The organism is Pelomonas sp. Root1237 (genome assembly GCF_001425055.1).
Classification (GTDB): Bacteria; Pseudomonadota; Gammaproteobacteria; order Burkholderiales; family Burkholderiaceae_C; genus Pelomonas.
Genome location: NZ_LMDK01000001.1, coordinates 138,457 through 161,435, shown reverse-complemented (window position 1 = coordinate 161,435; position 22,979 = coordinate 138,457). Strand labels below are relative to the sequence as shown.

21 protein-coding genes are annotated in these 22,979 nt (G+C 67.9%); 11 read left to right on the top strand and 10 right to left on the bottom strand.

Features of this window, described 5'->3' with window-relative positions:
- The first annotated feature begins 20 nt into the window (after positions 1-20).
- Positions 21-872 (top strand): oxidoreductase, encoded by an 852-nt coding sequence (locus tag ASC91_RS00735; RefSeq protein ID WP_056191113.1) that lies wholly within the window; start codon positions 21-23, stop codon positions 870-872.
- 3 nt (positions 873-875) lie between these two features.
- Here the strand turns inward: ASC91_RS00735 and arsC are convergent, their stop codons facing one another.
- Positions 876-1,298, bottom strand: a complete 423-nt coding sequence (gene arsC, locus ASC91_RS00730; RefSeq protein ID WP_056191110.1) for an arsenate reductase (glutaredoxin) — start codon at positions 1,296-1,298, stop codon at positions 876-878.
- Entirely contained in the window at positions 1,295-3,079 is a 1,785-nt protein-coding gene (locus tag ASC91_RS00725) for a DUF885 family protein (protein ID WP_056191108.1), read from the bottom strand. Before ASC91_RS00725 ends, arsC begins: the two co-directional genes overlap by 4 nt.
- Before the next feature lie 107 nt (positions 3,080-3,186).
- Between ASC91_RS00725 and ASC91_RS00720 the strand changes: the two genes are divergently transcribed.
- Positions 3,187-5,931 (top strand): polysaccharide deacetylase family protein, encoded by a 2,745-nt coding sequence (locus tag ASC91_RS00720; RefSeq protein WP_056191106.1) that lies wholly within the window; start codon positions 3,187-3,189, stop codon positions 5,929-5,931.
- Between the two features lie 25 nt (positions 5,932-5,956).
- Positions 5,957-6,535, top strand: a complete 579-nt coding sequence (locus tag ASC91_RS28650) for an ankyrin repeat domain-containing protein (protein WP_082532314.1) — start codon at positions 5,957-5,959, stop codon at positions 6,533-6,535.
- A 19-nt stretch (positions 6,536-6,554) separates the two neighbouring features.
- Here the strand turns inward: ASC91_RS28650 and ASC91_RS00710 are convergent, their stop codons facing one another.
- A complete protein-coding gene (locus ASC91_RS00710) occupies positions 6,555-6,956 on the bottom strand; it encodes an SRPBCC family protein (RefSeq protein ID WP_056192493.1) in 402 nt (133 codons plus the stop codon).
- A gap of 116 nt (positions 6,957-7,072) precedes the next feature.
- Here ASC91_RS00710 and ASC91_RS00705 point away from each other — a divergent pair, with 116 nt between their 5' ends.
- The 3 genes from ASC91_RS00705 to ASC91_RS00695 are packed head-to-tail and all read left to right on the top strand — an operon-like array spanning position 7,073 to position 9,842.
- The gene (locus tag ASC91_RS00705; RefSeq protein WP_056191102.1) at positions 7,073-9,304 is read left to right on the top strand and encodes a helicase-related protein; all 2,232 of its coding nucleotides are present in this window, start codon (positions 7,073-7,075) and stop codon (positions 9,302-9,304) included.
- Positions 9,305-9,321: 17 nt separating this feature from the next.
- Positions 9,322-9,543 carry a hypothetical protein gene (locus tag ASC91_RS00700; RefSeq protein ID WP_056191100.1) on the top strand — a complete coding sequence of 74 codons (222 nt, stop codon included), beginning with the start codon at positions 9,322-9,324 and terminating at the stop codon, positions 9,541-9,543.
- Positions 9,540-9,842 (top strand): type II toxin-antitoxin system RelE/ParE family toxin, encoded by a 303-nt coding sequence (locus ASC91_RS00695; protein ID WP_056191098.1) that lies wholly within the window; start codon positions 9,540-9,542, stop codon positions 9,840-9,842. The genes ASC91_RS00700 and ASC91_RS00695 overlap by 4 nt, the downstream gene beginning before the upstream one ends.
- A gap of 38 nt (positions 9,843-9,880) precedes the next feature.
- On the opposite strand, the gene ASC91_RS00690 is transcribed toward ASC91_RS00695, so the two are convergent.
- Both ASC91_RS00690 and ASC91_RS00685 read right to left on the bottom strand, forming a co-directional pair.
- A complete protein-coding gene (locus ASC91_RS00690) occupies positions 9,881-10,906 on the bottom strand; it encodes an NAD-dependent epimerase/dehydratase family protein (protein ID WP_056191096.1) in 1,026 nt (341 codons plus the stop codon).
- A 5-nt stretch (positions 10,907-10,911) separates the two neighbouring features.
- The gene (locus ASC91_RS00685; protein WP_056191093.1) at positions 10,912-12,294 is read right to left on the bottom strand and encodes a ribonuclease E inhibitor RraB; all 1,383 of its coding nucleotides are present in this window, start codon (positions 12,292-12,294) and stop codon (positions 10,912-10,914) included.
- Between the two features lie 154 nt (positions 12,295-12,448).
- Between ASC91_RS00685 and ASC91_RS00680 the strand changes: the two genes are divergently transcribed.
- On the top strand, positions 12,449-13,864 hold the full coding sequence (locus ASC91_RS00680) for a peptide MFS transporter (RefSeq protein ID WP_056191091.1): 1,416 nt from the start codon (positions 12,449-12,451) through the stop codon (positions 13,862-13,864).
- Here the strand turns inward: ASC91_RS00680 and ASC91_RS00675 are convergent.
- Positions 13,809-14,444 (bottom strand): hypothetical protein, encoded by a 636-nt coding sequence (locus ASC91_RS00675; protein ID WP_200955197.1) that lies wholly within the window; start codon positions 14,442-14,444, stop codon positions 13,809-13,811. The two genes, ASC91_RS00680 and ASC91_RS00675, sit on opposite strands and share 56 nt — an antisense overlap.
- A gap of 88 nt (positions 14,445-14,532) precedes the next feature.
- Between ASC91_RS00675 and ASC91_RS00670 the strand changes: the two genes are divergently transcribed.
- The 4 genes from ASC91_RS00670 to ASC91_RS00655 all read left to right on the top strand — a co-directional run bounded on the left by ASC91_RS00670 (position 14,533) and on the right by ASC91_RS00655 (position 16,997).
- The gene (locus tag ASC91_RS00670; RefSeq protein WP_056191089.1) at positions 14,533-14,991 is read left to right on the top strand and encodes a hypothetical protein; all 459 of its coding nucleotides are present in this window, start codon (positions 14,533-14,535) and stop codon (positions 14,989-14,991) included.
- 32 nt (positions 14,992-15,023) lie between these two features.
- On the top strand, positions 15,024-15,689 hold the full coding sequence (locus ASC91_RS00665) for a glutathione S-transferase family protein (RefSeq protein WP_056191087.1): 666 nt from the start codon (positions 15,024-15,026) through the stop codon (positions 15,687-15,689).
- 9 nt (positions 15,690-15,698) lie between these two features.
- Positions 15,699-16,151, top strand: coding sequence for a hypothetical protein (locus tag ASC91_RS00660; protein ID WP_056191085.1), 453 nt, complete (start codon positions 15,699-15,701; stop codon positions 16,149-16,151).
- Between the two features lie 165 nt (positions 16,152-16,316).
- Positions 16,317-16,997 carry a methyltransferase gene (locus tag ASC91_RS00655; protein WP_056191083.1) on the top strand — a complete coding sequence of 227 codons (681 nt, stop codon included), beginning with the start codon at positions 16,317-16,319 and terminating at the stop codon, positions 16,995-16,997.
- 58 nt (positions 16,998-17,055) lie between these two features.
- Here the strand turns inward: ASC91_RS00655 and ASC91_RS00650 are convergent, their stop codons facing one another.
- The 4 genes from ASC91_RS00650 to ASC91_RS00635 all read right to left on the bottom strand — a co-directional run bounded on the left by ASC91_RS00650 (position 17,056) and on the right by ASC91_RS00635 (position 22,931).
- Positions 17,056-18,036 (bottom strand): MrcB family domain-containing protein, encoded by a 981-nt coding sequence (locus ASC91_RS00650; protein WP_056191081.1) that lies wholly within the window; start codon positions 18,034-18,036, stop codon positions 17,056-17,058.
- Positions 18,033-19,022, bottom strand: a complete 990-nt coding sequence (locus ASC91_RS00645; protein ID WP_056191079.1) for a hypothetical protein — start codon at positions 19,020-19,022, stop codon at positions 18,033-18,035. Before ASC91_RS00645 ends, ASC91_RS00650 begins: the two co-directional genes overlap by 4 nt.
- On the bottom strand, positions 19,019-19,543 hold the full coding sequence (locus ASC91_RS00640; protein ID WP_056191077.1) for a (2Fe-2S)-binding protein: 525 nt from the start codon (positions 19,541-19,543) through the stop codon (positions 19,019-19,021). The genes ASC91_RS00645 and ASC91_RS00640 overlap by 4 nt, the downstream gene beginning before the upstream one ends.
- A 565-nt stretch (positions 19,544-20,108) precedes the next feature.
- The gene (locus ASC91_RS00635) at positions 20,109-22,931 is read right to left on the bottom strand and encodes a xanthine dehydrogenase family protein molybdopterin-binding subunit (protein WP_157280977.1); all 2,823 of its coding nucleotides are present in this window, start codon (positions 22,929-22,931) and stop codon (positions 20,109-20,111) included.
- Positions 22,932-22,979 lie beyond the last annotated feature (48 nt).

Here is a 22,979-nt window from a genome sequence, read left to right as displayed (position 1 = left end):
ACCCCACACCGGAGCCCAACATGACCACCACCCCCACCTTCAAGCGCGTCTGGATGATCACCGGCGCCTCGCGCGGCATCGGCGCACGCATCACCGAAGCCGCCCTGGCCCATGGCGACGCCGTCGTCGCGACGGCCCGTGACGCAGCCGCCATCGAAAAGCGCTTTGGCGCCCAACCGGGTCTTCTGGCCGTGGCCCTGGACGTCACCGACGAAGCCCAGGCCGTCCAGGCCACGGCCGCCGCGCTGGCCCGCTTCGGCCGCATCGACATCCTCGTCAACAACGCCGGCTACGGCCTGCTCGGCGCCGTCGAGGAGGCCAGTGCCGATGAAGTGCGCCGGCTGTACGAGACCAATGTCTTCGGCCTGCTGAACGTGACCCGCGCCGTGCTGCCGCAGATGCGCGAGCGCCGCAGCGGCCATGTCATCAACATCTCGTCGCTCGGCGGCGTCCGTTCGGCCGCGGGCTTCGGCGTCTACTGCTCGACCAAGTTCGCCGTCGAGGGCATCACCGAGGCCCTGCATGCCGAGCTCGCGCCGCTGGGCATCCACGCCACCGTCGTCGAGCCCGGCTATTTCCGCACCGAGTTCCTGGAAGGCCAGTCCCTCGTCACCTCGCCGCGCGAACTGGCCGACTACGCCGCCAGCGCCGGCCAGGTGCGCGAAGCCGCCAGGCGCATCAGCCTCAACCAGCCGGGCGACCCCGAGCGCCTGGCCCAGGCCGTGCTGACGCTGGTCGATGCCAAGACCCCGCCGCTGCGCCTGCCGCTGGGCACGGACACGCTGCAGGCCATTGCCGACAAGCATGCCTTTGTGGAGCGCGAGACGGCCGAATGGCGCGGTCTCGCGGCATCGACGGACTTTCCGGCCTGAACCTCAGCCGCGCCGACGGCCGTGGTCGTGCACCACCTCGCCGTCGGACTTGGTGAAGGGCGGCAGCGGGCCGACGGGCAGCAGCTCCAGCACCGCTTCCGACGGCCGGCACAACGCAGTGCCCAGGGACGTCACGACGATGGGGCGGTTCAGCAGCACCGGATGCTGCTGGATCGCATCCAGCAACGCGTCGTCGCTCAAGGCGGGGTCGTCCAGGCCCAGCTCGGCGAAGACGGCTTCCTTCTCGCGCAGCAGCGCGCGCAGCGGCTGGCCCGTCGCCGCGGCGATGGCGCGGATCTCGTCGCGGCTCGGCAGCGCGTTCATGTACTCGACGACGCGCGGCTCCAGGCCGGCATGGCGGATCAGCGCCAGCACATTGCGCGAGGTGCCGCACTTCGCGTTGTGGAAGATCGTGATGTCGCTCATCGCGCCACCTTAGCCTGTGTGGCGATCCACGCGTCGATGCGCTTCTCCAGCACCGACAGCGGCAGCGAGCCCTCGCCCAGCACCTGGTCGTGGAAGGCGGCGAGGCTGAACTTCGCACCCAGTTTCTGCTCGGCGCGACGGCGCAGCTCCTGGATCTTCAGCGCCCCGATCTTGTAGCCCAGGGCCTGGCCGGGCCAGGCGAGGTAGCGGTCGATCTGAGCGACGGCCTGCTGCTCGCCAGCGCCGGTCGTGTCCATCCAGTACTTCAGCGCCTGCTCGCGGCTCCAGCCCTTGGCGTGCATGCCGGTGTCCACGACAAGGCGCGCCGCGCGGCTGATCTCCATGCGCAGCATGCCGGCGTAGGCCACGGGGTCGTTGGCATACAGGCCCAGTTCATGGCCCAGGGTCTCGGCATACAGCGCCCAGCCCTCGCCATAGGCATTGATCCACATGCGACGGCGGAACTCGGGCATGGGCATCACCACCTGCTGGCCAAAGTGGAAATGGTGCCCGGGCTGGCCCTCATGCAGGAAGAGGGCAGTCATCGTCGCCACGGAGTAGTCCTTGGGGTCGTTGATGACGGCCCAGAACACGCCGGGCGCGCTGCCGTCGGCCTGGCCGGCGGTGTAGTGATCGGAAGCCGTCTCGCGCGTCAGCTCGGGCTCGGCGCGGATCTCCAGCGCCATGCGCGGCAGCTGGCCGAAGAGCCTGGGCAGCTGCGGCGCGACACGGGCGTTGATGGCGCGATAGGCATCCAGGATCTCGGCCTCGGTCTTGAAGGGCCGGAAGCGCTCGTCGGTACGCGCCCAGGCCAGCAGGCCGCCGTTCTTCAGCGGGTCGCCCGTGAAGCCGAGCTGGGGTGCGATGCGCGTGATCTCGCCCTGGATGCGTGCCACCTCCTTGAGGCCCAGCTCGTGAATCCGTTCAGGCGTCAGGTCGGTCGTCGTCTGCTCGCGCACCCATTGGCGGTACCAGGCCTGGCCGTTGGGCAGGGAGGTCCAGCCGATGCTGCCGCGCTGCTTCGCGGCGGGCAGGTAGTCGGTCTCGACGAAGGCGAGCAGGCGACGCAGCGCGGGCTGGGCGCGCTCGGTCAGCTCGCGGCGGTAGGCCTCGATCAGGCGCGTGCGGTCCTCGGCGGTGAGGTCGGCGGGCAGGGCGCGCACCGGCGCCGTGTAGGGGCTGTGCTCGGCGTCGACCTCGGCCAGGTTCCGCAGCTGCGGCAGTGCCGCCTCGACGACGGGCCGTGACTGCACGACGCCGCGCTTGATGCCTTCGCGCATATTGGCGATGGCCTGGTCGCACCAGGCCGGCAGGCCGGCGACGCGCTTCAGGTAGGCGTCGAGCTGGGCGGCCGTCTTCAGCGGCTGGCCGGCCTGGCCGCTGGAGAAGAAGGCCAGCTGGAAGGGCGTGGCGCCCATCTGGTGCAAGGGCAGCAGGTGGTCGGGGTAGCGCTCGAAGGCGAGCTGGGCGCGCAGCTGCTGCTCCAGCAGCTCGCGGTTTAGGCGCTCGGCCGGTGGCAGGCGGGCGGCGGGCAGGGCGGCCAGCTCCTTCAGGAAGCCGCGCCAGGCGGCGAAGCGCTTGGCCCGCTCGGCCGGCGCGATGTCCAGGCCCAGCTGGTCGTCAAAGCGGTTGTCGCCGGCCTGGGTGGCGTTGAGCGGGTCGAAGCGGGCGCGGGTGTCGTAGTAGCGCGTCGCCACATCGGCCAGGCGCTCGGCGGGGGTGGCGGCCTGGCTGGGGGCGATGAAGCAGGCAAGAGCCAGGGTCAGGGCGAGCAGTCTCATCGTTATCGTCCTTGTTGGGAGGACGGCATTCTGTCGGCGTCCGCAGTCTCGCGCTGTCAGCAGCGCGGGCAGCCCCACAATCTCGCGGCTGACTTTTTCACCCCGCAATGCGCCTCATCTCACTCGCCCTGCTGCTGACCATCGCCTTCGCCCTGACCGGCTGCAACAAACGCCTCAGTGAAGTGCCCGCCGCGCTGCCAGCCGCCTCGGCCGCGCAGGACAGCAGTGCGACGGCCAAGCTGCGTGAGGAAGGCGACGGCCTGCTGGCCCTGCACCGCCAGATCGTCGTGCTGATGGACGGCGAGGCCACCCTGCCGGCCGCCCAGCGCCGCGAGGTCCAGGCCCTGGGCCAGCAGCTCTTCCACGAGCTGCTGCAGCGCCAGCAGCGCCTGGCCGATCTGGCGCTCAAGCCCGAATCGCTGGACGCCACCGCCGCGCTGCTGACGCGCATCGAGAGCGAGCCGAGCTGGTTCGACGCCGACCGCCTCGCCTTCAAGGAAGTGCTGAGCCAGCTCGCCACCGGACTGAAGAGCGCGCAGACGCTGGACGGCATCAAGCTTGCGCGCCGCGCCCAGGAGGACCTGGACACGCTGGCCGAAGTCGAGAAGGCTTATGAGCAGGAGCTGAAGGAAGTCTTCGGCGGCTTTGCAAAGCGCGGCATCGAGCTCAAGCGCGAGCGCGAGCGCTGGAGCGACTACGTCGCCAAGCTGAAGGCGCTGCACACGCGCGACGCCGTCATGAAGCAGCACGGCGCACAGTTGCCGGCCGCGGCTGACCTGGCGCCGGAACCCGCCGCGTCAGGTGCGATGCGCGGTGTCGCCGCCAAGGAGCGCGAGGTCTTTGGCGACAAGCTGCCGCCCAAGACCGTGCTGCTGACCTTCGACGACGGCCCGCATGCGCGCTACACCGACGAGATCCTGGAGATCCTGAAGCGCTACAACGCACCGGCCGTGTTCTTCCAGCTCGGCCAGAACCTCGGCAAGGTCGATGCCGACGGCAAGATCCAGCCGGGCAATGGCAGCGCCGTGGCCAAGCGGGTTCTCGCCGCTGGCCACCAGCTGGCCAACCACAGCTTCACGCATGAGCTGATGTCCAAGTTCGAGCTCGTCAAGGTCAAGGAAGAAGCCGCCAACACGGAGGCGCTGCTGGACGCGGCGGGTCGCAACGGCGACGCGTTGTTTCGCTTTCCTTATGGCGCGCGCAACGATGGGGCGTTGACCACCATTGAGGCGCTGAAGCTGCGCTCGATGATGTGGAACGTCGACTCGCTGGACTGGAGCGACCCCATCCCCAAGAGCATTGCCGCGCGGGTGATGGCCGAGCTGGACAAGCAGCAGCGCGGCATCGTGCTCTTCCACGACATCCACGCCCGCACGGTGCAGGCCCTGCCGCTGGTGCTGGACCAGCTCGCCGCCGAGGGCTGGCGCTTTGCGAGCTGGAAGGACGGGCAATTCGTCGTGTCCACCGACAAGACCGCCGCCGCACCGCCACCCGCCCCCGGCGAGCTGTATCGCGACAGCCATGCGCTGGTCATCGGCATCAACCAATACGCGGCCTGGCCCAAACTCTCGCACGCGGTGCGCGACGCGCAGGCCGTGCGTGAGTCCCTGGTTACGCGGTTCGGTTTTCGCGCCGACAACGTCACGCTGCTGACCGACGCCGAGGCCACGCGCGCCAACATCCTGAAGGCGCTGAATGAGCGCTTTGGCGACGCCAAGCGCGTGAAGCGCGACGACCGCGTCTTCGTCTTCTTCGCCGGCCACGGCAGCACGCGCAAGCTGCCCAGCGGCCGCGAGGTCGGCTATATCGTGCCGGTGGACGCCGGCCTGAACGACCTGCAGGCCGACGCCATCGCCATGCCGCAGCTGCAGGAGGTGGCCGAGGCCATCACGGCCAAGCACGCTCTCTTCGTCATCGACGCCTGCTATTCGGGCCTGGGCCTGACGCGCGGCGGCTCGGCGGCAGCCGACAGCAACTTCGCTCGCACCAACGCGCGCCGCATCGGCCGCCAGATGATGACCGCCGGCGGCGCCGACCAACAGGTGGCCGACGACGGCCCCGGCGGCCATTCGGTGTTCACGTGGACGCTGCTGCAGGCACTGAACGGCAAGGCCGACCTGAATGGCGACGGCCTCATCACGGCCACCGAACTGGCCGCCTATGTCGCGCCCGCCGTGTCCTCCATCGCCCACCAGACACCGGCCTTCGGCAGCCTGCCCGGCTCGGAGGGCGGCGAATTCATCTTCGAGCTGCCGACGGCGCAGGAGCCGGCGCTGAGCGGCGCCGTGGCCCAGCTCGACGACAAGGCCAGCCAGTTCGCCGCCAAGCTCGACGAGGCCAGCACCGCCGGCCGCCAGGTGTCCGCGGCCGCGAGTGGTGCAGCCAGCGGCGTGCAGGTCACGATCAAGGGCCTGGACGGCAAGGACCAGGCCCTGGCCGCCACGACCGCCCGCGTCGACCCCGGCGCCCGCGTCGCCGCCCAGCGCGCCAACGACCGCGGCCTGCAGCTCTACCGCGAGCGCCGCTACGACGAGGCCGAAGCCGCATTCAAGGAGGCTTTACAGCTGCAGCCGAAGTTCGCGCTGGCGGCCAACAACCTGGGCTTCGTGTTGTACCGGCGCGGCAAGCCTGCCGATGCTGCAGTGTGGTTCGAGAAGGCCGTCGAAATGGACGGCAGCCGGTCCCTGGCCTGGCTCAACCTCGGCGACGCGCGGCTGCTGGCAGGCGACGAGGGCAAGGCGATGGCGGCCTACAAGACTTTCCTGGAGCTGGCGCCCAAACATGCAAGGGCGGCGGAGCTGCAGGGGTGGATTGCGAATCCGTCTGAGGGGACGCGGCCGAAGCCGGTGTGATGATCGAAGCTGACCGTATGACCTTATGAGCGACGAGCGCGTTGTCCGGCTGGTGCAGGCATTCGATTCCTCTTTGGAGGAGGGCCTAGCGGTACTGGCGACAGATCCAACAGCTGTTCATTTGAGGACAAGCCTCGGCGAAACGGCTCTGCATTTGGCTTGCTTTGATAGCCCGATAACCGCAATCCATGAACTGATCAGGCGCGGCGCCGAGGTCGACACCCTCAGCGACTGTGGGTCGACCCCTTTGTCGGATGCGGCCTCAATCGGACGCGTTGAACTGGTTCGCCTGCTGCTCGATTCAGGCGCTTCAATTTGGCTGGATGGCCAACTCGAACCAACGTTGCACCAGACAGTTCGCGGAGGCCATGTTGAGGCCGCCCGCCTGATCCTGGAAGCCGGCGCGGATGTGAATCAGCAAGCGGACTTTGCCGATACCCCGTTGCATCTTGCCGCTGAAGATGACCTCCTGGAGATTGCGCAACTGCTTCTTGAGCACGGCGCTGATCCCAACCTTCAAAACAGCTATGACGGGACCGCGCTTGACATGGCGATTCGACACAACAGCGAACGCTGCGTCGCGCTTTTGTCGAGTAAGCACTGAGTCTGCGCCGCCTGTCGGCCTACTTCTCCATCAACTCCTTCAACGCCCGCAAATCCTTGAGCACATGCACCGCATCCCGCTCAAAGTCCTCATCGCTCGCCCCGGCCATCCTCAGCACCACGAACGTCAGCGCACAGCCCTCATCCACCGGCGTGACCCGGAAGGCGTTGTGCGTGATCACGCCGTCCGGCGTCGTCACATCGTGGTCCAGCACCCCAAACTCGTTGCGCGACGCCATCCTGATCTGGATGCGGCCCATGGGTGAGTCGGTGACCACCCAGTGGTCGCCTTCCTGCTCGATGTCGGCCGACGCCAGGCCCGAAGCCCAGCGATGCAGGTTCTCGCGCCGGCTGGCGAACTCGTAGACCTCGTGCGCCGGCGCGGCGACGGTTTCGCTGACGACCTTGATTTCGCGTGGCATGCGGGCCTCCAAAGCAGTTGCAGAGCTTGTCACGAAGGAATGGGCACCGGCAAACCGCGCGCCCGTCGGCCCTCGTGGCGAGGACGCAATCAGCTCGCCTGTGTTCCACTTCCGCCGTGAATTCCGAAGTCTCCTCGCCCAAGCCGGCCAAGCCGCCTGCACCCGCCTTTCCCCTCCCGCAACCCAGCCACGCCGCCCGCTTCCCCGCGGGCCTCGCGCCTGAGGACTGGGCCCGCATCCGCCAGGCCGCGCACGCGCTGCCCCAGGTGCTGGTGCCCGCCGATTTCGACGATGGCAGTGACGAGACCCTGGATCGCCTGGGTTGCATCCAGATCTCCCGGGCCGCTGGCGGTGGCCGGCCGAGCCGCTGGATACTGCCCGCGCACATTGCCGTCGCGCTGGCCCAGCTCGAAGCCACGCCGCAGACCAACACGCTGCGCCCACAGCTGCAGCAGCGCCTGCACCAGCTCGAAAGCCTGGGCCTGCGCCGCGAAGGCCTGGTGTTCACGCGGCTTTGCGTGCACCCGATCACGCTCGCGCACGAGGGTTGGCGCATCGACCTGTCGCACCGCGTGCCGGTGCCCGAGGAGCCCGTCTGGGCCTTTTTCCGTGATGGCGACACGGCCGCGCTGCGCCACAACCTGGGCCAGGCGCCCGAGTACTCCTACACGGCCGAGCTGATCCTGCACCTGAACCACCTCATCGCCCGCAGCGAGGCCATGGGCCATGCCAGCCAGCTCGCGTCGTTGTTGCCGCGGCTGCAGGCCGAGTGCGGCGTGCCCATGCCCTACGAGGACCTGAAGGCCGCACTGAACCGCGCCCAGGACCGCTGGGAGCAGACGGTCGAGGAGCAGGACACGCTGGCCAGCCTCGGCCGCGAACTGGCCTTCCAGGGCTACCCGGACAGCTTCGACGCGGCGCGCAAGCTGGGCCGCAAGGTCACGCTCTACCTGGGCCCGCCGAACAGCGGCAAGACCTATGCCGCCTTCGAGCGGCTGGCGCAGGCACTGGACGGCGCCTACCTGGCACCGCTGCGCCTGCTGGCGTTGGAGGGCCGCGACCGGCTGGTGGGCCGCGGCGTGCCCTGCTCGCTGCTGACCGGCGAAGAGAACGTGCCTGCCAACGACGCCCGCGTCGTGAGCAGCACCATCGAGATGGTCAACACGCGCGACACCATCGACGTGGCCGTCATCGACGAAGCGCAGATGATCTTCGACGACTCGCGCGGCTGGGCCTGGACGCAGGCCATCGTCGGCGTGCCGGCGCGCGAGCTCATCATCATTGCGTCGGCCTATGCAGCGCCGGCCATCGAGCGGCTGCTGCTGCTGTGCGGCGAGAAGCCCGAGCGCCGCGTGTTCGAGCGCAAGCAGCATGTGCAGCTGATGCCCGCACCCGTGCCGATGACGCATCTGCACGCGGGCGATGCGGTGGTGGCCTTCAGCCGCCGCGACGTGCTGATGCTGCGCGACCAGATCGCGCAGAACGGCCACGTTGTCAGCGTCATCTACGGTGCGCTGCCACCCGAGGTGCGCCGCCGCGAGGCCGAGCGCTTTGCCGTCGGCGCCAGCCAGGTGCTGGTCGCGACGGACGCCATCGGCATGGGCCTGAACCTGCCCATCCGCCGCGTGCTGTTCTCGACGCTGGAGAAGTACGACGGCGTCGGCGACCGCGCGCTGACCGTCGGCGAGGTGCACCAGATCGCCGGCCGCGCGGGCCGCTACGGCATGCATGACGAAGGCTTCGTCAGCGTGCTCAAGGAGGCCGAGGCCGACGCGATGAAGACGCTGCGCGAGCTGCTGCCCAAGGAGCCCCGCGCGCCGCGCGACTTCAAGTGCCCGGTGGCGCCCAACTGGCGCCATGTGCAGACGATCTCGGCGCGCCTGGGCGTGAACAGCCTGCACCAGGTGCTGACCGTCTTCATGCAGCAGCTGCGCCTGGACGACGCCCACTTCGAAGTGGCCGAGCTGGAGCAGATGCTGGGCCTGGCCGAGATGCTGGACCGCAACGCGGGCGCGTTGTCGCTGCAGGAGCGCTTCCGCTACGCGCAGGCGCCGGTGGACGACCGCCTGCCCCAGGTCGTCGAGCAGTTCCAGGCCTGGGCCGCCAGCCACGCGCGCACCGGCAAGGCCGGCACGCCCTGGTTCCTGGACGACGTCGACGAGCACAGCCGCCTGGACCGCATGGAGCAGGCGCTGCGCCAGTGCACGCTGTGGCTGTGGCTGGACCTGCGCTTCCCCGAGGTGTTCGGGCACGTGGAGGCGGTCATCGACCTGCGCGGCCGGCTCAACGACGGCATCGAGAGGCACCTGAAAGGGAAGAAGCCGTTGTGGCAGAGACGGGGAAGGTGAGGCGTACCATTGCAGCCATGCAGCTCACCACTGGCACCGTCGTTGGCGGCAAGATCGTCGTCGAAGGAGATCCGCTGCCCGAGGGCACGGTCGTCACAATCCTGACACGCGATAGGAACGAGACCTTCCTTGTGTCTCCTGAACTCGAAGCCGAGCTGCAAGCATCGCTCGGCGAGTTGGAGCGCGACGAAACGATGCCGGCCGACGTGCTGCTGCAACGACTTCGCATGGCATCGTGAGTGGCCGCGTCGCCGTGGTGGTGACCCGCAGGGCCGCCACCCAGTTGGAGCGGGCAGCATCGTGGTGGCGCGAGAACCGGCCGGCTGCGCCTGACGCCGTGGCGAACGATTTCGAGGACGCACTGCGTCTGCTGGCCTTTCAACCCGAATTGGGTGCGCGCTCTGCGTCGCCACACTACCCGGACCTGCGACGGCTCTTCCTCGCCCGCATCCGCTATCACGTCTACTACCAGGCGCTGCCGGACAAGGTGGTGATCCTCGCGTTCTGGCACGCCAGCAGGCAGTCGCCGTCTCTCTGAGTTCGCTGGCAGGTCAGCCAAATCGGCTCAACGCCGCGTCACATGCACAGTGCGATCAGATCGCGAGCGGTCGCCACGATCGCCTCCCGCGGCGGCCGTGGCACCCAGCCCAGCCGCTCCCGCGCATGGCTTGAATCCTGGTGCCGCGCCGTGCCCAGCTCGCTCGCCGCCGCCCGCACCGCCGGGCTGACCTTGGCCAGCAGGCGCACCGCCCAGTCGGGCATCTGCAGCGTCGGCACGCGCTGGGCCTGTTCTCCCAGCTCCGCACGCAGGATGGCCGCAATCTCGCGCAGCCAGAGAAAACCGCCGCAGGCGATGAAGCGCTCGTCGGCCATGCCCAGCGCGGTCAGCGCGCGCCAGTGCAGCTCGGCCACGTCACGCACGTCGACGATGCCGAAGCCGATGTTGGGCAGGGCCGGCACCTTGCCCTGCAGCAGGCTCTTGACGATGACGACGCTGGCCGAGTAGTCGGCACTCGCCACCGGGCCGAGCACGACTGACGGATTGACCGTGCAGAACTCCAGCCCGCCGCCCTCGCGCGCCACCCAGTCGCGCGCGGCGCGCTCGGCGATGGTCTTGGACTGGATGTAGGGCGGGATGCCGGGCGTCTCCAGCCGCGTCCAGTCGTCCTCGGTGAAATGGTGCTCGCCCGGGCCATGCCCATAGGAGATGGCCGCGACGGATGAGGTCATGACGACGCGCTGCACGCCGGCATCGCGCGCGGCCTTCAGCGCGCGCAGGGCGCCGTCGCGGGCGGGCACGATCAGCTCGTTGGCGTCGCGCGGCACGCCCACCGGCAGCGGCGACGCGAGGTGGGCCATGTGGCTGCAACCAGCGGCCGCCTCGGCCCAACCGGCGTCGGCCATCAGGTCGGCGGCAAAGCAGCGCAGCTGTTCGCTCGCGTCTCCGTCATCTGCGCCCAGCAACTGGCGCAGCGCCGGCTCGCGCCTGAGGTCGCGCACGGTGGTGTGCACCTGCCAACCGTTGGCCAACAGCTGGCGGATCAGCACGCCGGCGATGTAGCCGCTGCCGCCGGTGACGAGGACGCGAGGAGGGGTGTTCATACGCTTCACTCCACGAACACGCGCGCGTGCCCCTCGTGCGCCGCGGGCGAGCGCCAGTAGGGCGATTCAAAGGTGACGTGGATGGACGGGCACTCGTCCTTCGGCCGCAGGAACACGCTGCGAACCTGCCTGCCCTGGGCCTGCAGTGCGCGGCGCAGCTCATCCTCGCTGGGCAGCTGGAATCCTGGCTGGGTGTACAGCAGCAGCTCCGCTGCCGAAGGATGCCGGGCGAGCGATGCGAAGTCGACCTGGCCCATGTGCAGCAACACGCCGGCGTTCTGCAGCTCCGGCCAGTGACTCAAGGTCTCGTAGCTGGCCAGCGTCCCGCCGCGGCTGCAGACGAAGACCCAGCGCAGCCGGTTCACCCCCGCGATGGGCTCGAAGCTCTGCACCTTGGGGGTCTTGTAGATCTCCAGCATTTCGATGCCCGGGGTCTGAGCCAGCTCGCTGATGTCCGTGAGGCTCAGGCAATGCGCCAGGCGCAGTTCACGCAGCGCCGAGAACCGCGCCAGGCCTTCCAGCGAGGTCAGCGGCGCGCCGGCAAGGATGAGCGATTCCAGGCCGCTCCAGCCGTTGAGTGCATTCAAGGACTTGAGCTTGCGGGGCCGCCTCAGCTCCACGCGGCGCAGGCTGGGGTTGTTCAGCCATTGGGGGTTGAGCTTCTCGGCGTCCAGGCAGCGAAAGGCGCGCAACCGAGGGAGCTTGCGGTAGTCGCCATGGGCCTGCGGCGCCTTGTGCAGGTAGATCTGCTCCAGTGCCGGCAGCAGATCGATGTCCTCCAGGCTCAGCTCTTCAGACGGGCTCCTGAGGCCGCGGATCTTGTGGGCGTAGGGTTGCAGCGCCCCCAGCGAACCCACGCCGGCACCAGGGCTGACCCAGTAGACGTCGTTCTCCGCCAGTGCGGCCTCCGAGGCGGCGCTCCAGCGGTAGATGTCCAGATCCAGCGTGCCATCAGGGCGCCCTTGCAGCCAGTGGTCATCGCTCTTTTCGAGAAAGTCCGGCGTCTCGCCGAACCATCCCTCGAACTCGCAGTCATGCTGTGGGCCGAGCTGGCACATCTCCTTCGTCCATGCGAGCAGGGCGTCTTCCGTCATCAGCAGCGGCGGGGTGTGGCCGGTGACCACCCACGACGCCACCTCCAGCGAAGCGGCGGTCCAGTCCACGAAAGCGCCCGTCTTGCGCGCCTGCGGCTCATAGCCGCGCGCCTTCAGCACCGCCGCCAGCGAGTCGGCCTTGGTCTGCGTGTTGGTGTGGAAGAAGAACTTCAGCGGCTTCGCATCGGTCGGCCGGACCCGCCAGGCCCGCAGCGAGGCCAGTTGCTGGGGCGTCTTCCAAGCCGCCCGAGCCACGCTGCGCTCGAAGCGCTCCTCGGTGACAAAGCTTTCCATGCCGACGCCTCTCCCTGGATGAATGCGCCCCATCGTAAGCAACGAAAACGACGGGCCGCCCCCATGACGCCCGTCATGCCCGGGCCATTCCCATTGCCAGACGGTCACCCGGCATGGACAGTCTCGGCTTTCCGCAAGTTTCCGGGACACCCCCTTGACCTCCGCCACCCTGACCGCGGCCGCCGACGCCACAAGCGACGCACGCGCCCGCCATGACCGATCCTTCCTGGGCCACCCCGCCGGCCTGGGCTGGCTGTCCTTCTGCGAGCTGTGGGAGCGTTTCAGCTACTACGGCATGCAGGCGCTGCTGGTGCTCTATCTGAGCAACTACCTCTTCCTGCCGGCCCACATCGGCCATGTGGCCGGCATGGATGCGCTGCGCTCGGCAATAGAGAACGTCACCGGTCCGCGCTCGCCGCAGCAGCTGGCGTCTGCCGTGTTCGGCCTCTATGTGGGCCTGGTCTACCTGCTGCCCATCTTCGGCGGGCTGATCGCCGACCGGCTGCTGGGCCGCACCAAGACCGTCGTCATCGGCGCGCTGCTGATGGCCACCGGCCACTTCCTGATGGCCATCGAGGCCGCGCTGCTGCCGGCCCTGGGCTGCCTGCTGCTGGGCGTGGGCTGCTTCAAGGGCAATATCGCGGCCCAGGTGGGCGACCTCTATGCGCCGGGCGACAAGCGCCGCGCCAGCGCCTTCCAGATCTTCATGCTGGCGATTCAGATCGCCGTCATCGCCGCCCCCATCGTCTGTGGCACCCTCGGCGAGAAGGTGGGCTGGCACTGGGGGTTCGGCTCGGCCGGCGTGGGCATGTTGATCGGTCTGTTCGTCTATCTGGCGGGCCGCCGCTGGCTGCCGCCCGAACCGCAGCGCAGCGCAGCCAAGGCTGAGGTGCGTCCGCCATTGGGCCGCCGTGGCGTCGTGCAGGTCGCCCTGCTCGTCGGCATCCTGCCGCTGCTGATGCTGTCCATCGTCGGCAATCAGCAGTTCAACAACGCCTACCCACTGTGGTCGCAGCAGCACATGGACATGATGGTCGGCAGTTTCCAGGTGCCAGTGACCTGGCTGCAGGCCGTGGACGCCACGGTGAGCTTCATCACCATGCTGGGTTCGATCGCCTTCTGGCGCTGGTGGGCCACGCGGCGACGCGAACCCGACGAGGTCACCAAGATGGCGCTGGGCTCCTTTGTCGCGGCTGGCGCGCCGCTGCTGCTGCTGATCCCGGCTTTCGCCATCGAAGCCGGCGGCGGCAAGATCAGCATCCTGTGGACCTTCGCCTACACCCTGGTCAACGACATCGGCTTCGCCAACATCATGCCAGTGGGCCTGGCCTTGTATTCACGCGCCGCGCCGCGCGGCCTGCAGGGGGTCATGATCGGCATCTACTACCTGCACCTGTTCTTCGGCAACACCTTCGTCGGCTGGCTGGCCGGGCTGCTTGAGACCATGCCGGGCTCGCAGTTCTGGGGCCTGCATGCGGTGCTGGTGGCCGCGGCGGGCGTGGGGTTGCTCATCGTCAAGCTGGTGTTTGGCCGCTTGCTGGCGCCGGACGAGGCGCCGGCTCAGGCGTAACGGGAGCTTTGGCGCGCTCGGGCGTCGACACGCCCAGCGAGCGCGTCAGGGCCGCCATCAAGTCCTTGTAGGTGGCCAGCACCTGGTCCTTGCCTGCGGCGTTGCGGGGCTCCGAGAAGCAGGGGTTCCAGGCCTCGCTCCAGGCATAGGCGCTGTCGGTTCGCCGGTCGCCGTCGGGCCCCTGGACCAGGGCCCGCAACCTGGCGTCGTGGCCGGCGCCGGTGTAGGTCTCGAACAGCACGTGGATGTAGGCCTGGTAGGTCTTGTAGACCTCGGCCTCGAACACATGGCGGTAGATGTTGAGCGTCCTGTCCAGGTCGCGCTTGGCGTGGATGGCGTCGGCAGGCGAGATGGTCTTCCAGTAACCCACCCAGGTGAAGAAGCACAGCAGCTGGTTGAGCTTGGGCGCGATGTCGTCGTAGATGGCCAGGCGCTTCTCGATGAGCTTCTGATTGGTCCAGTTGCTGAGGTCCAGGCGCTTGAGCTGGCGGCTGAACAGCCAGCCCAGCAGGGCCACCGACAGCGGCGTCAACACGCCGACGATGAGCTTGGCGATCTCCAATGTCGGCCATTGAGCCATGCGACCCTCCTTCGGCACGGCGTGCCGCGCCGCAGCGTAGCCGGCCGCGGCCTTGCGGTGCAATCCCGTCTGCCTAAACTGGGTGGCCATGAACGACGCCCTTGACCGCCTGGCCCGTGAGCTTGCGCTGGACGCACCGGCGCAGCAGGCGCTGCGGCTGCGCTTTGGCCTGGCCTGCGTACAGCGTGTGCGGCACCTGCTGGAGGACGCAGCGGTGGTCGCCTGCCTCGATGTACTGGCCCGTTTTGTGGCTGCGGGTGCGACGCGGGAAGACCTGGACGCGGCGGCTGCCGAAGCTGCGCGGCTGGCCAACCACCACCCTGGTTCGCGGTCATTGGACGGCGTGGGCCATGCGGCCGTGTCGGCCTCCTATGCCGTCGCCAATGCCCTCGCCGGCCGGGCGTTGCAAGCCGCCGAGTACGCCGCCTACGCCAGCGTCTACGCCGAGGGCGGCTATGGCGCCGTACAGCAGCGCGAGTCCTTCCAGCCCGAGTTCGACTGGCAGCTGGAGGAGCTGCGCCGCCTTGCCGCTGAAATGCCGATGTAGCGTCGGCTGGGTGCCTGCCTACACTGCTGCACATGATCACCGTCCACCACCTCAACAACTCCCGTTCCCAGCGCGTGCTGTGGCTGCTCGAAGAGCTGGGCCTGCCCTACGAGATCAAGCACTACCAGCGCGACGCCAAGACCGGGCTGGCGCCGCCCGAGCTGCGCCAGGTGCACCCGCTGGGCAAAAGCCCCGTCATCACCGACGGTGGGCTGACGGTGGCCGAGAGCGGCGCCATCCTGGAGTACCTGGTGGACCGCTACGGCCAGGGCCGGCTCAAGCCCACGGGCGAGCAGGACCTGCTGCACTACCGCTATTTCATGCACTTCGCCGAGGGCTCGGCCATGCCGCCTCTGGTCATGAAGCTGGTGTTCAACAAGGTCAAGCGCGCGCCCATGCCCTTTTTCGTCAAGCCCATCGCCAAGGGCATTGCCGACAAGGTGCTGAACAGCTTTGTGCAGCCCAATATCGACGCGCAGCTGAAGTTCCTGGAGGGCGAGCTGGCGTCGCGGCCCTGGTTTGCCGGCGCCGAGTTCAGCGCGGCCGACGTGCAGATGAGCTTTCCTGTCGAAGCCGCGGCAGCACGGGGCACGATGGACAGCTACCCCAAGCTGAAGGACTTCCTGGCCCGCATCCACGCGCGGCCGGCCTACAAGAAGGCCCTGGAACGCGGCGGGCCTTACAGCCTGATGAGCTGAGCGGCCTCGGTGGACCGCTTCGTCTTCAAGTCTGCCTCAAAGGTCTTCGCGTTTCTGTCGCCACTGATCGTGCTGGCCGTCGCGCTGACGGTGCTTGTCAGCCAGAGCGCGGACTTCTTGCTCTTCGCGGTTTCGGTGGACGCATTGGCCCTGGCGGCCGTAGCGCGGCAGTTTCCGCTGAACAAGCCCATCCTTGAATTGACGACGACGGAGATCCGATACGGCCAAGGTTTGCGCGACACGATCCTGCTTCGGGATGTCAAGTACGCATCCGCCCCTGGCGCCAGTTCTCATGACTGGCCAGGCGTCGTGAACATCAACCTGAACATGGAGGCCCGCAAGGCTGGCGGGCAGTTGCACTACGACATGAAGGTCATCAAGCTCTTCTGCCCTGACGTCGCGCCGAAAGAGCTTGAAGCGCGAATCAATCAACTTGTCGAAGCGGCCAAACGCAACCTCTGATCGGGCCTGCGACGCGCGCAGACCTACACTGCCGCAGGGCCGCGCCGACGTGCGATCCATCCGTCTTGCCCCGCCGGCCTGTCGCCCGGCCGCTGTGAACGAACAGCGGCGCTGACCTCCCCGTGTCGCATTGCGCTCTGACACGCAGGTCACCTGGGGGCTCTCATGCCCGGCTATGAAATCAAAGTCCAGGCGCTCGCCATCGATGGCGCGGCGGATCTGCAGATCCGCTCGCTGCTGGACAACGACCAGTTCGCCGACCCGGCGGGTGCGGCCGAGGCCCTGGGCATCTCGCCCGCGCAATGGCCGTTGTTCGGCCAGGTCTGGCCCTCCGGGCTGCATCTGGCCGCCGCGATGGCGATCCGGCCCCTGCTAGAGGGCGAACGCATCCTGGAGATCGGCTGCGGTCTGGCTCTGGCCAGCCTGGTGTGCCACCGCCGCGGCGCCGAGGTCACGGCCAGCGACATCCACCCGCTGGCCGGCGCCTTCCTGCTCGAGAACCTGCGCCTGAACGAGCTCACGCCCATGCGCTACTGCCATGGCGACTGGAGCGAGGACGCGGTCGCCGCCGAGGGAGGCGCACCGCGTGTGCAAGGACGCTTCGATCTCATCATCGGCAGCGACGTGCTCTACGAACGCGACGACGGCGGCGCGCTGGCGGCCTTCATCGAGAAGCACGCGCTGCCGCAGTGCGAGCTGTTGATCGTGGACCCGAACCGGGGCAACCGCGCGGCGTTTGGCAAGCGGATGGCGGGGTTGGGGTTTGAGTTCAGCGAGACGGTGTTGAGTGCGGAGGCGGGGAGACCGGACTACCGGGGAAGGTTGATGAGGTTCGCGAGGGGTTGAGAATCACAACACCCTCCTACAACCAACGCCCGACGCCCGGTATCCACAGATCGCAAGCTTACGAATCGCTGTTTGCTGCAAACGCATCTTTCGAGCGACCGACCAGATAGTTAGCCCTGAACTCCTGGACGCTATGCACGAATGCTGTACGGTGAATCATTCGATGGCAGTTGGCGCACAGAACGGTGAAATCCACTCGCGGGTCGAGCTCAACGAACTGCCCTTTGAGTTGCGCGATTGGCGTGAGGTGGTGTGCCTCAATGAATTCTTTGCCGATAGCACCATAGGTCGCCTCAAAGTCGAATCCGCAAGCGGTGCACTTGTAGCCGTGAACTAACTTTGCTTGCTGAGACAGCTTGCGATTGCGTTCGAGCCGCTTGTGCTCTCTGAGTGTTCGCAGGTCCTCCTTGCCCAATAAAGTCTCGTCCGCCTCCGCATCCGCCCTTTCAAAGAGCTGGGCTTCTTTAGAGACAAGCGCGTAGTAGAGGTCCACGAATCTTTGCAGGTCCGCTCGCAAACGTTCATCGGCTGGCAATTCGCTCCTCGGGTAGTAAACAGAGCAAATGTTCCCGGCTTCATAGAAAGCGCTCAGATTTGTTGCGTCGCCCGCAGCTAAGTCGATCTCGCCGATGTGCAAATCACTCGCCAGCGAGCCCAATCGCGCAACGAAATCAGCCGCTCGCACTCGCAATGCATTTTTGGCTTTGGAGCGGTACTGCTTTTGTGCACTCGTGATGCCCTGATTGAGCGACAAGTAGACGCCAGCAAAGTCCTCGCGAACAAGGTAGACCACGTAATAGCCGTCTTGAGCCGTCTCGGTAACGAAGCGGTCGAATACCGCCGCCCATGGAGCTTGCGCCCACCCTCCTTGCCCCGGACTCCCTCGCGTGACGTAGCGCGGGTTCGCGCTGATCGCTTCGCTAAGTACCTGCGGCATGTCCCTGCGAACAAACTCAGCGACCGAATCTCCTGCAAAGGGGCGCGCCATTGCTTTCGGATACTCGTCAAGGAATAGGCTGAGCGCCGCCTGAAGGCTCATCTTCTATCTCCGCTCGCGTGAGGCGCTCCCTTCGGCCCGTACTCCACCACCCTACAGCCCGCCCCCTGCGGGTTGTCGCAGCAGGCCGCCAGCTTCTTCAGGCTGTCGCTGAACTGCTCGTCCCATTGCGCCTTGCTGTGCAGATTGCCCGGGCTCATCCAGTGCGACTGCGGGAAGTTCTTTGACCACTCGTCGCCGCCCTCTTGTGGCGCGTTGCCGGTGGACTGGCGCATCGCGACCTGGCAGGAGTTCATATTGCCCATGCGATGGCAGGCCGTGCAGGTGTTGCCCCGCGTCGTGATGCCGAAGGCATTCAACTTCGCCCAGGCGCGCTTGAAGTCCTCGCCGATGGCCTTGGGTTGGTAAAAGCCAAAGGGATCGCCGGGCAACATGGTCGTCTGGGCGATGTAGGGGCTGTACATGAAGGGACCGCTGTCGTGGCAGCCGATGCAGGCGGGCTGCTTGAAGGCCACCTCGTAGGGTGACAGCCAGACCTTGTCGGCCCCCGGCACCAAGCGCGCGCGCGTGCTGGGTGAAGGCACGGCGCGGCCATCAATGCCCGCGCCCTCAGTCAGTGGCGCCTTGGCCTTGGCAGTGAACCAGCAGGTCTTGCCATCCCTGAGGCTGTGCGAGATGACATTGATCTCGTCGAACAACGGGCTGCCCGCCGGCCGCGCGACCTGCTTGCGGCAGACGGCACTGATCTGCGCGGTCTTGTCGTCGCGCAGCACCAGGGCGCGGCTGCCGGGCACGCACTGGCCCTGGCTGCCGGCGTCGTGCTGGGGCAGCAGCGAGGGCCTGTCGCAGCGCGGTGGCGCGGGTTGCGAAGGCACGGGCTTGCCGTCAACGGTGATGGGGATCTCCTCGCCGGCCATGCAGTCGAAGGCCGGGATCTCGCTGATCTGCTCGGCGCATTGGCGGCCGTATTCGTACAAGGTCTCGGCCTGGGCGGCACCGGCCAGCAGCAGTAGCAACAGGGCTCTCATGCGACCACCAGCCCTTTCTCCGCCATCACGACGGTGCGTATGGCCTGGTGGTAGCGGGCGTAGCCGGTGCAGCGGCAGATGTGCTGGCCGACGGCGTCTTCAATCGCCGCGTCCAGTTGCTCGCGGCGGATGGGCTGCGCGCGCAGCCGCCCGAGCAGCATCTCGGTCGCCATGACAAAGCCCGGCGTGCAGTAGCCGCACTGGAAGGCGAAGTGGTCGAGGAAGGCTTGCTGCACAGCGCTGGGTTTTTCCATGCTGCCGGTGCCCTCCACCGTCGTGATGCTCTGGCCTTGCAGCAGGGCCACCGGCGTCGAGCAGGCCAGCATGGGCTGGGCCTGGCTCGATGGCGCACGCCGCGCGGCTACGGTGCAGGCCTTGCAGACGCCGATGCCACAGCACAGGCGCGTGCCGGACAAGCCGAGCTCTTCGCGCAGGAAGTCGACAAGGGGCAGGTCGGTGGGCACCTCGGTCTTGATGGGGCGGCCGTTGACGTGGAATTGGACGGGGACGAGGTCGGTCATTGGGAGGCCTCTCGTTGGTGTTGGTTGATGGCGAGGCCCAGCCGGGAGTTCGCCCCGGCGGGCGACCTACTTTCTTGTGTCGACAAGAAAGTAGGCAAAGAAACGACCCCCGATCCGCCCGCCCTTCGCTGCGCTTCGGGTCCCCTGCGGTACTCAGGCCTTGAGGCCCCGCGCAAAACTCCCTTCGCTACGCTGCGGTCAAACAGTTGCGCGGAGTCAGTTCTTGAAGCGTGCTGCGCACGCGGCCTCAAGGCCCTCCGTTCCTCGGCAGGCTCAGAGGGGGCAATAGAAATGCCTCGTTGCGAACGGCCTCCGGGTTTGGCTGTTGGCTGTTCAGGAGCCTCCCCTTCTAAACCGCCGAGAAGCACAGGAGCCCGGGGCGCGAGCGCAGCTCGCATCAACTTCTGACTTCGCGCCCCTTTGTGCGGCCCCGGGCTTCGAGCATCGCAGGGGACCCCGACAGGGGCGGTTTCGCAGGGGAGAGCTTTTTGCCTACTTTTTGGCGGCGCAAAAAGTAGGTCGCCCGCGGGGGCGAAATCCCCGCTGGGCCTTGCCACAAAGCCGCTCATGACAAAGCCCTCTCAATGTCAGCGCCAGTAATCGGCAACGACCGAAACCGCTTCCCTGTCGCATGGGCGATCGCATTCCCGATCGCCGGCGCAATGGGGCAGAGCACCGCCTCCGCAATGCCCTTGGCCGTCGTCTCGGTGGTCGGCAGCGGCGTGATGCTCATGCGCGCCAATGGCACATCGGCGCTCAGCGCCACGTGATAACGGTCGAGGTTCCAACGGCCATCGCCCGCGCCGCCCGCCTCCAGCGGCAGGTCTTCCAGCAACGCATAGCCAATGCCCATCGCGATGCCGCCCTGGGCCTGGCCTAGCAGCAGATCGGGTTGCAACACCTTGCCGGCATCCACCAGCAACTGCACGTCGACGACACGCGGCGCAAAACTCTTGGGCCCGATCTCGACGGCGACCAGCACGCCCGACGGCGCATACAGGCTGCGACCGTAAAGCGCGGCCTCGGGCTTGGGCGGGATGACGTTCTGGCGCAGCACCGGCGTCCAGCTCGCCTGGCCAGCGGCGCGCAGCGACAAGCCGTCGATGGGCAGCTGCAGCGGCGGCCCGGCCGGCACGGCGTAGGTGCCGACCACCCAGGACCCTTCGTAGAGCCCATGCACCATGGCAGCCGAGGTCAGGCCCATTTGATGGACTTTGGTGGCCAGCGCACGCAGCGCCAACGGCGCCAGGCCCGGCGCGGTGAGATGACCCTTGTCCCACTTCGTCTTGCCTTGGACCTGCGCCAGCGGCACGCCCCAGAGCGCTGCCGCCGCCGGCAGCAGACCGGCCTGGAAGAGCACCTGGCTGGCCTGCTCGGTCACATGCACCTGGTGGAAGGCTGTCAGGCAGGCGCTGCTGGACATGGCAAAGCCGGCTGTCCAGTTCGGCTTGCTCCAGTCACCGCCGGCATAGGTGCTGACGTCCAGCGCATTGAAGCTGCCGACGTCGCCCATGACGATGTCATGCGCGTTGTGGCCCAGCCAGGCGGCCGTGCTGATCGCCAGCGTCGTCGCCGAGCCATTGCCCATGTCGACGCAGTTGGTGCGCACGGTCAGGCGCCCGATGCCGTCCATGGCCACCTCGGCCATGACGCCATCCTTGCCCGTGCCATAGGCCTGGTTGGCCAGCGCAAAGCCGACGCCGTAGCGGATGCCCTCGCGCGCCTTGCGGGCCTTCACCAGCTCGCGGTCGCGCCACAGCGCGTGCTCGCGCGAGCGGCGGCAGATCTCGCGCAGCGTCGTCGCCTGGGTCAACGGCGCGCCGGTGATGGTGCGGTCGCCTTCACGCAGCGCGTTGAGCTCGCGCAGCGCGATCGGGTCGCGCTTGAGCGCCACGGCCACCTCGTCCACCAGCGTCTCCACCGCGAAGCTGGCCTGCGGCCCGCCGAAGCCGCGCATGGAGCCGGCGACGACGCCCGTGCTGGGCTGGGCGATGGCATCGACATAGGCTTGGCGAATGTCGTAGCCGCTGAGGCCGCAATAGGCCGCCAGCATGGCGACGAACTGGCTGTAGTTGTTCTGCCCACCAGAGGGCAGCACCTGCTGGCTGCCGAAGGCGAGGAACTTGCCGGTCTTCGCGTCCACCGCGATGCGCTGGGTGATGTGGCTGGCCAGCTGCTTGAGGCCGCCCTGGAACTGCTCGTAGCGGTCCTGGGCGATGCGCACCGGCCCGTCGGCCAGGGCCGCGGTGACGGCCAGCAGCGGCGGGAAGGTGGACACGTCGCGACCACCAAAGCCGCCGCCGGGATAGCAGGAGTTCAGCACCACGGTCGCGACCTTGACGGGGCAGTCCTTGCTGAACAGCGCCAGGCTGTCGCCCGAGTCGCCGTTGGTGGCCTGGGTGCCGAGCACGAGGTTGAGCGTGCCGGTGCCGGAGCGGTCCAGCCAGGCCAGGCCCGCCTCGGGCTCCATGAACATCGGGTCCAGCACCTGGGTGCTGTAGCTGCCGCCGAGCTGCAGCACGGCGGAGCTGGGCGACTGCAGCGCGGCGTTGATGCGGCCGCGCAGCCGGCGGGCGGTGCTGTTGTAGGGCTGGGTCTTGGAGTCGGGCTGGTAGGGGTCGGACGCACAGCCCACCTGCACCTGCGAGAACGGCTCGATGCCCGCCGCCTCATAACGCGTCAGGTAGTTGACCGGGCTGTAGGCCATGACCCAGGGCTGGGCGGGAGGCGCGGCCAAGCCGCCGGTCTGCACGACGCCGGGCTGGAACTGCAGCGCGCGCTTGGCGCGGCGGTAGGTGTTGCCATCGGCAAAGATCAGGATGGCCACGGGTTGGCCGTAGAACTGCGGCGCCGTACCGACCGGCACCAGCAGCTGGTAGACGCCATCGGCACCCGCGCTGGAGAAGGGCAGCTGAAGGTTCAGCGAGGCCAGGTCGCGCTGCGGCCCGGTGTAGCCGGGCAGAGGCGTCTGCGTGATGGTCAGGAGCGGCTGCGCATCGGCGGCGTCGAGGCGGGACAGGTCCAGGCCCGCGAAGGCGAGGCCGGGATCGGTCGCGCGCAGGATCATCGCCATTCGCTCGGTCTGCGGCCAGCCGGGCATGTCGACGGCGCGGAAGTCGCGGGCGTAGATCTTCTGACCCGTCACCTTGGCCAGGCCGTCGATGCGAAAGCGCGCCTTGCCGGGGCCGCCGGACCAGTCGGGCGCACCCGGTGGCGCATGCGGTTGGACGGGCGTGCCTTCCGGCTGCGGCAGGGCGCCGGGGTTCTTCAGGGCTGGTGGCTTGAAGGCCAGGGCCAGCTCATGCACCAGCAGCGTCACTGCGGCTGCGCCGCTGCCAATGACGCGGCGCCGCGTCAGTTGGAATGGCCCGTTTGTGTTCTGCGACACGCTTGTCTCCCTTCCATGCGATGGGGGGAGTTTGGCGCCGCCAGCCGC

Coding starts and splice junctions, on each gene's coding strand:
- ASC91_RS00735 (WP_056191113.1), top strand. CDS start 21: ATGACCACCACCCCCACCTTCAAGCGCGTCTGGATGATCACCGGCGCC.
- arsC (WP_056191110.1), bottom strand. CDS start 1,298: ATGAGCGACATCACGATCTTCCACAACGCGAAGTGCGGCACCTCGCGC.
- ASC91_RS00725 (WP_056191108.1), bottom strand. CDS start 3,079: ATGAGACTGCTCGCCCTGACCCTGGCTCTTGCCTGCTTCATCGCCCCC.
- ASC91_RS00720 (WP_056191106.1), top strand. CDS start 3,187: ATGCGCCTCATCTCACTCGCCCTGCTGCTGACCATCGCCTTCGCCCTG.
- ASC91_RS28650 (WP_082532314.1), top strand. CDS start 5,957: ATGAGCGACGAGCGCGTTGTCCGGCTGGTGCAGGCATTCGATTCCTCT.
- ASC91_RS00710 (WP_056192493.1), bottom strand. CDS start 6,956: ATGCCACGCGAAATCAAGGTCGTCAGCGAAACCGTCGCCGCGCCGGCG.
- ASC91_RS00700 (WP_056191100.1), top strand. CDS start 9,322: ATGCAGCTCACCACTGGCACCGTCGTTGGCGGCAAGATCGTCGTCGAA.
- ASC91_RS00690 (WP_056191096.1), bottom strand. CDS start 10,906: ATGAACACCCCTCCTCGCGTCCTCGTCACCGGCGGCAGCGGCTACATC.
- ASC91_RS00685 (WP_056191093.1), bottom strand. CDS start 12,294: ATGGAAAGCTTTGTCACCGAGGAGCGCTTCGAGCGCAGCGTGGCTCGG.
- ASC91_RS00675 (WP_200955197.1), bottom strand. CDS start 14,444: ATGGCTCAATGGCCGACATTGGAGATCGCCAAGCTCATCGTCGGCGTG.
- ASC91_RS00670 (WP_056191089.1), top strand. CDS start 14,533: ATGAACGACGCCCTTGACCGCCTGGCCCGTGAGCTTGCGCTGGACGCA.
- ASC91_RS00665 (WP_056191087.1), top strand. CDS start 15,024: ATGATCACCGTCCACCACCTCAACAACTCCCGTTCCCAGCGCGTGCTG.
- ASC91_RS00655 (WP_056191083.1), top strand. CDS start 16,317: ATGCCCGGCTATGAAATCAAAGTCCAGGCGCTCGCCATCGATGGCGCG.
- ASC91_RS00650 (WP_056191081.1), bottom strand. CDS start 18,036: ATGAGCCTTCAGGCGGCGCTCAGCCTATTCCTTGACGAGTATCCGAAA.
- ASC91_RS00645 (WP_056191079.1), bottom strand. CDS start 19,022: ATGAGAGCCCTGTTGCTACTGCTGCTGGCCGGTGCCGCCCAGGCCGAG.
- ASC91_RS00640 (WP_056191077.1), bottom strand. CDS start 19,543: ATGACCGACCTCGTCCCCGTCCAATTCCACGTCAACGGCCGCCCCATC.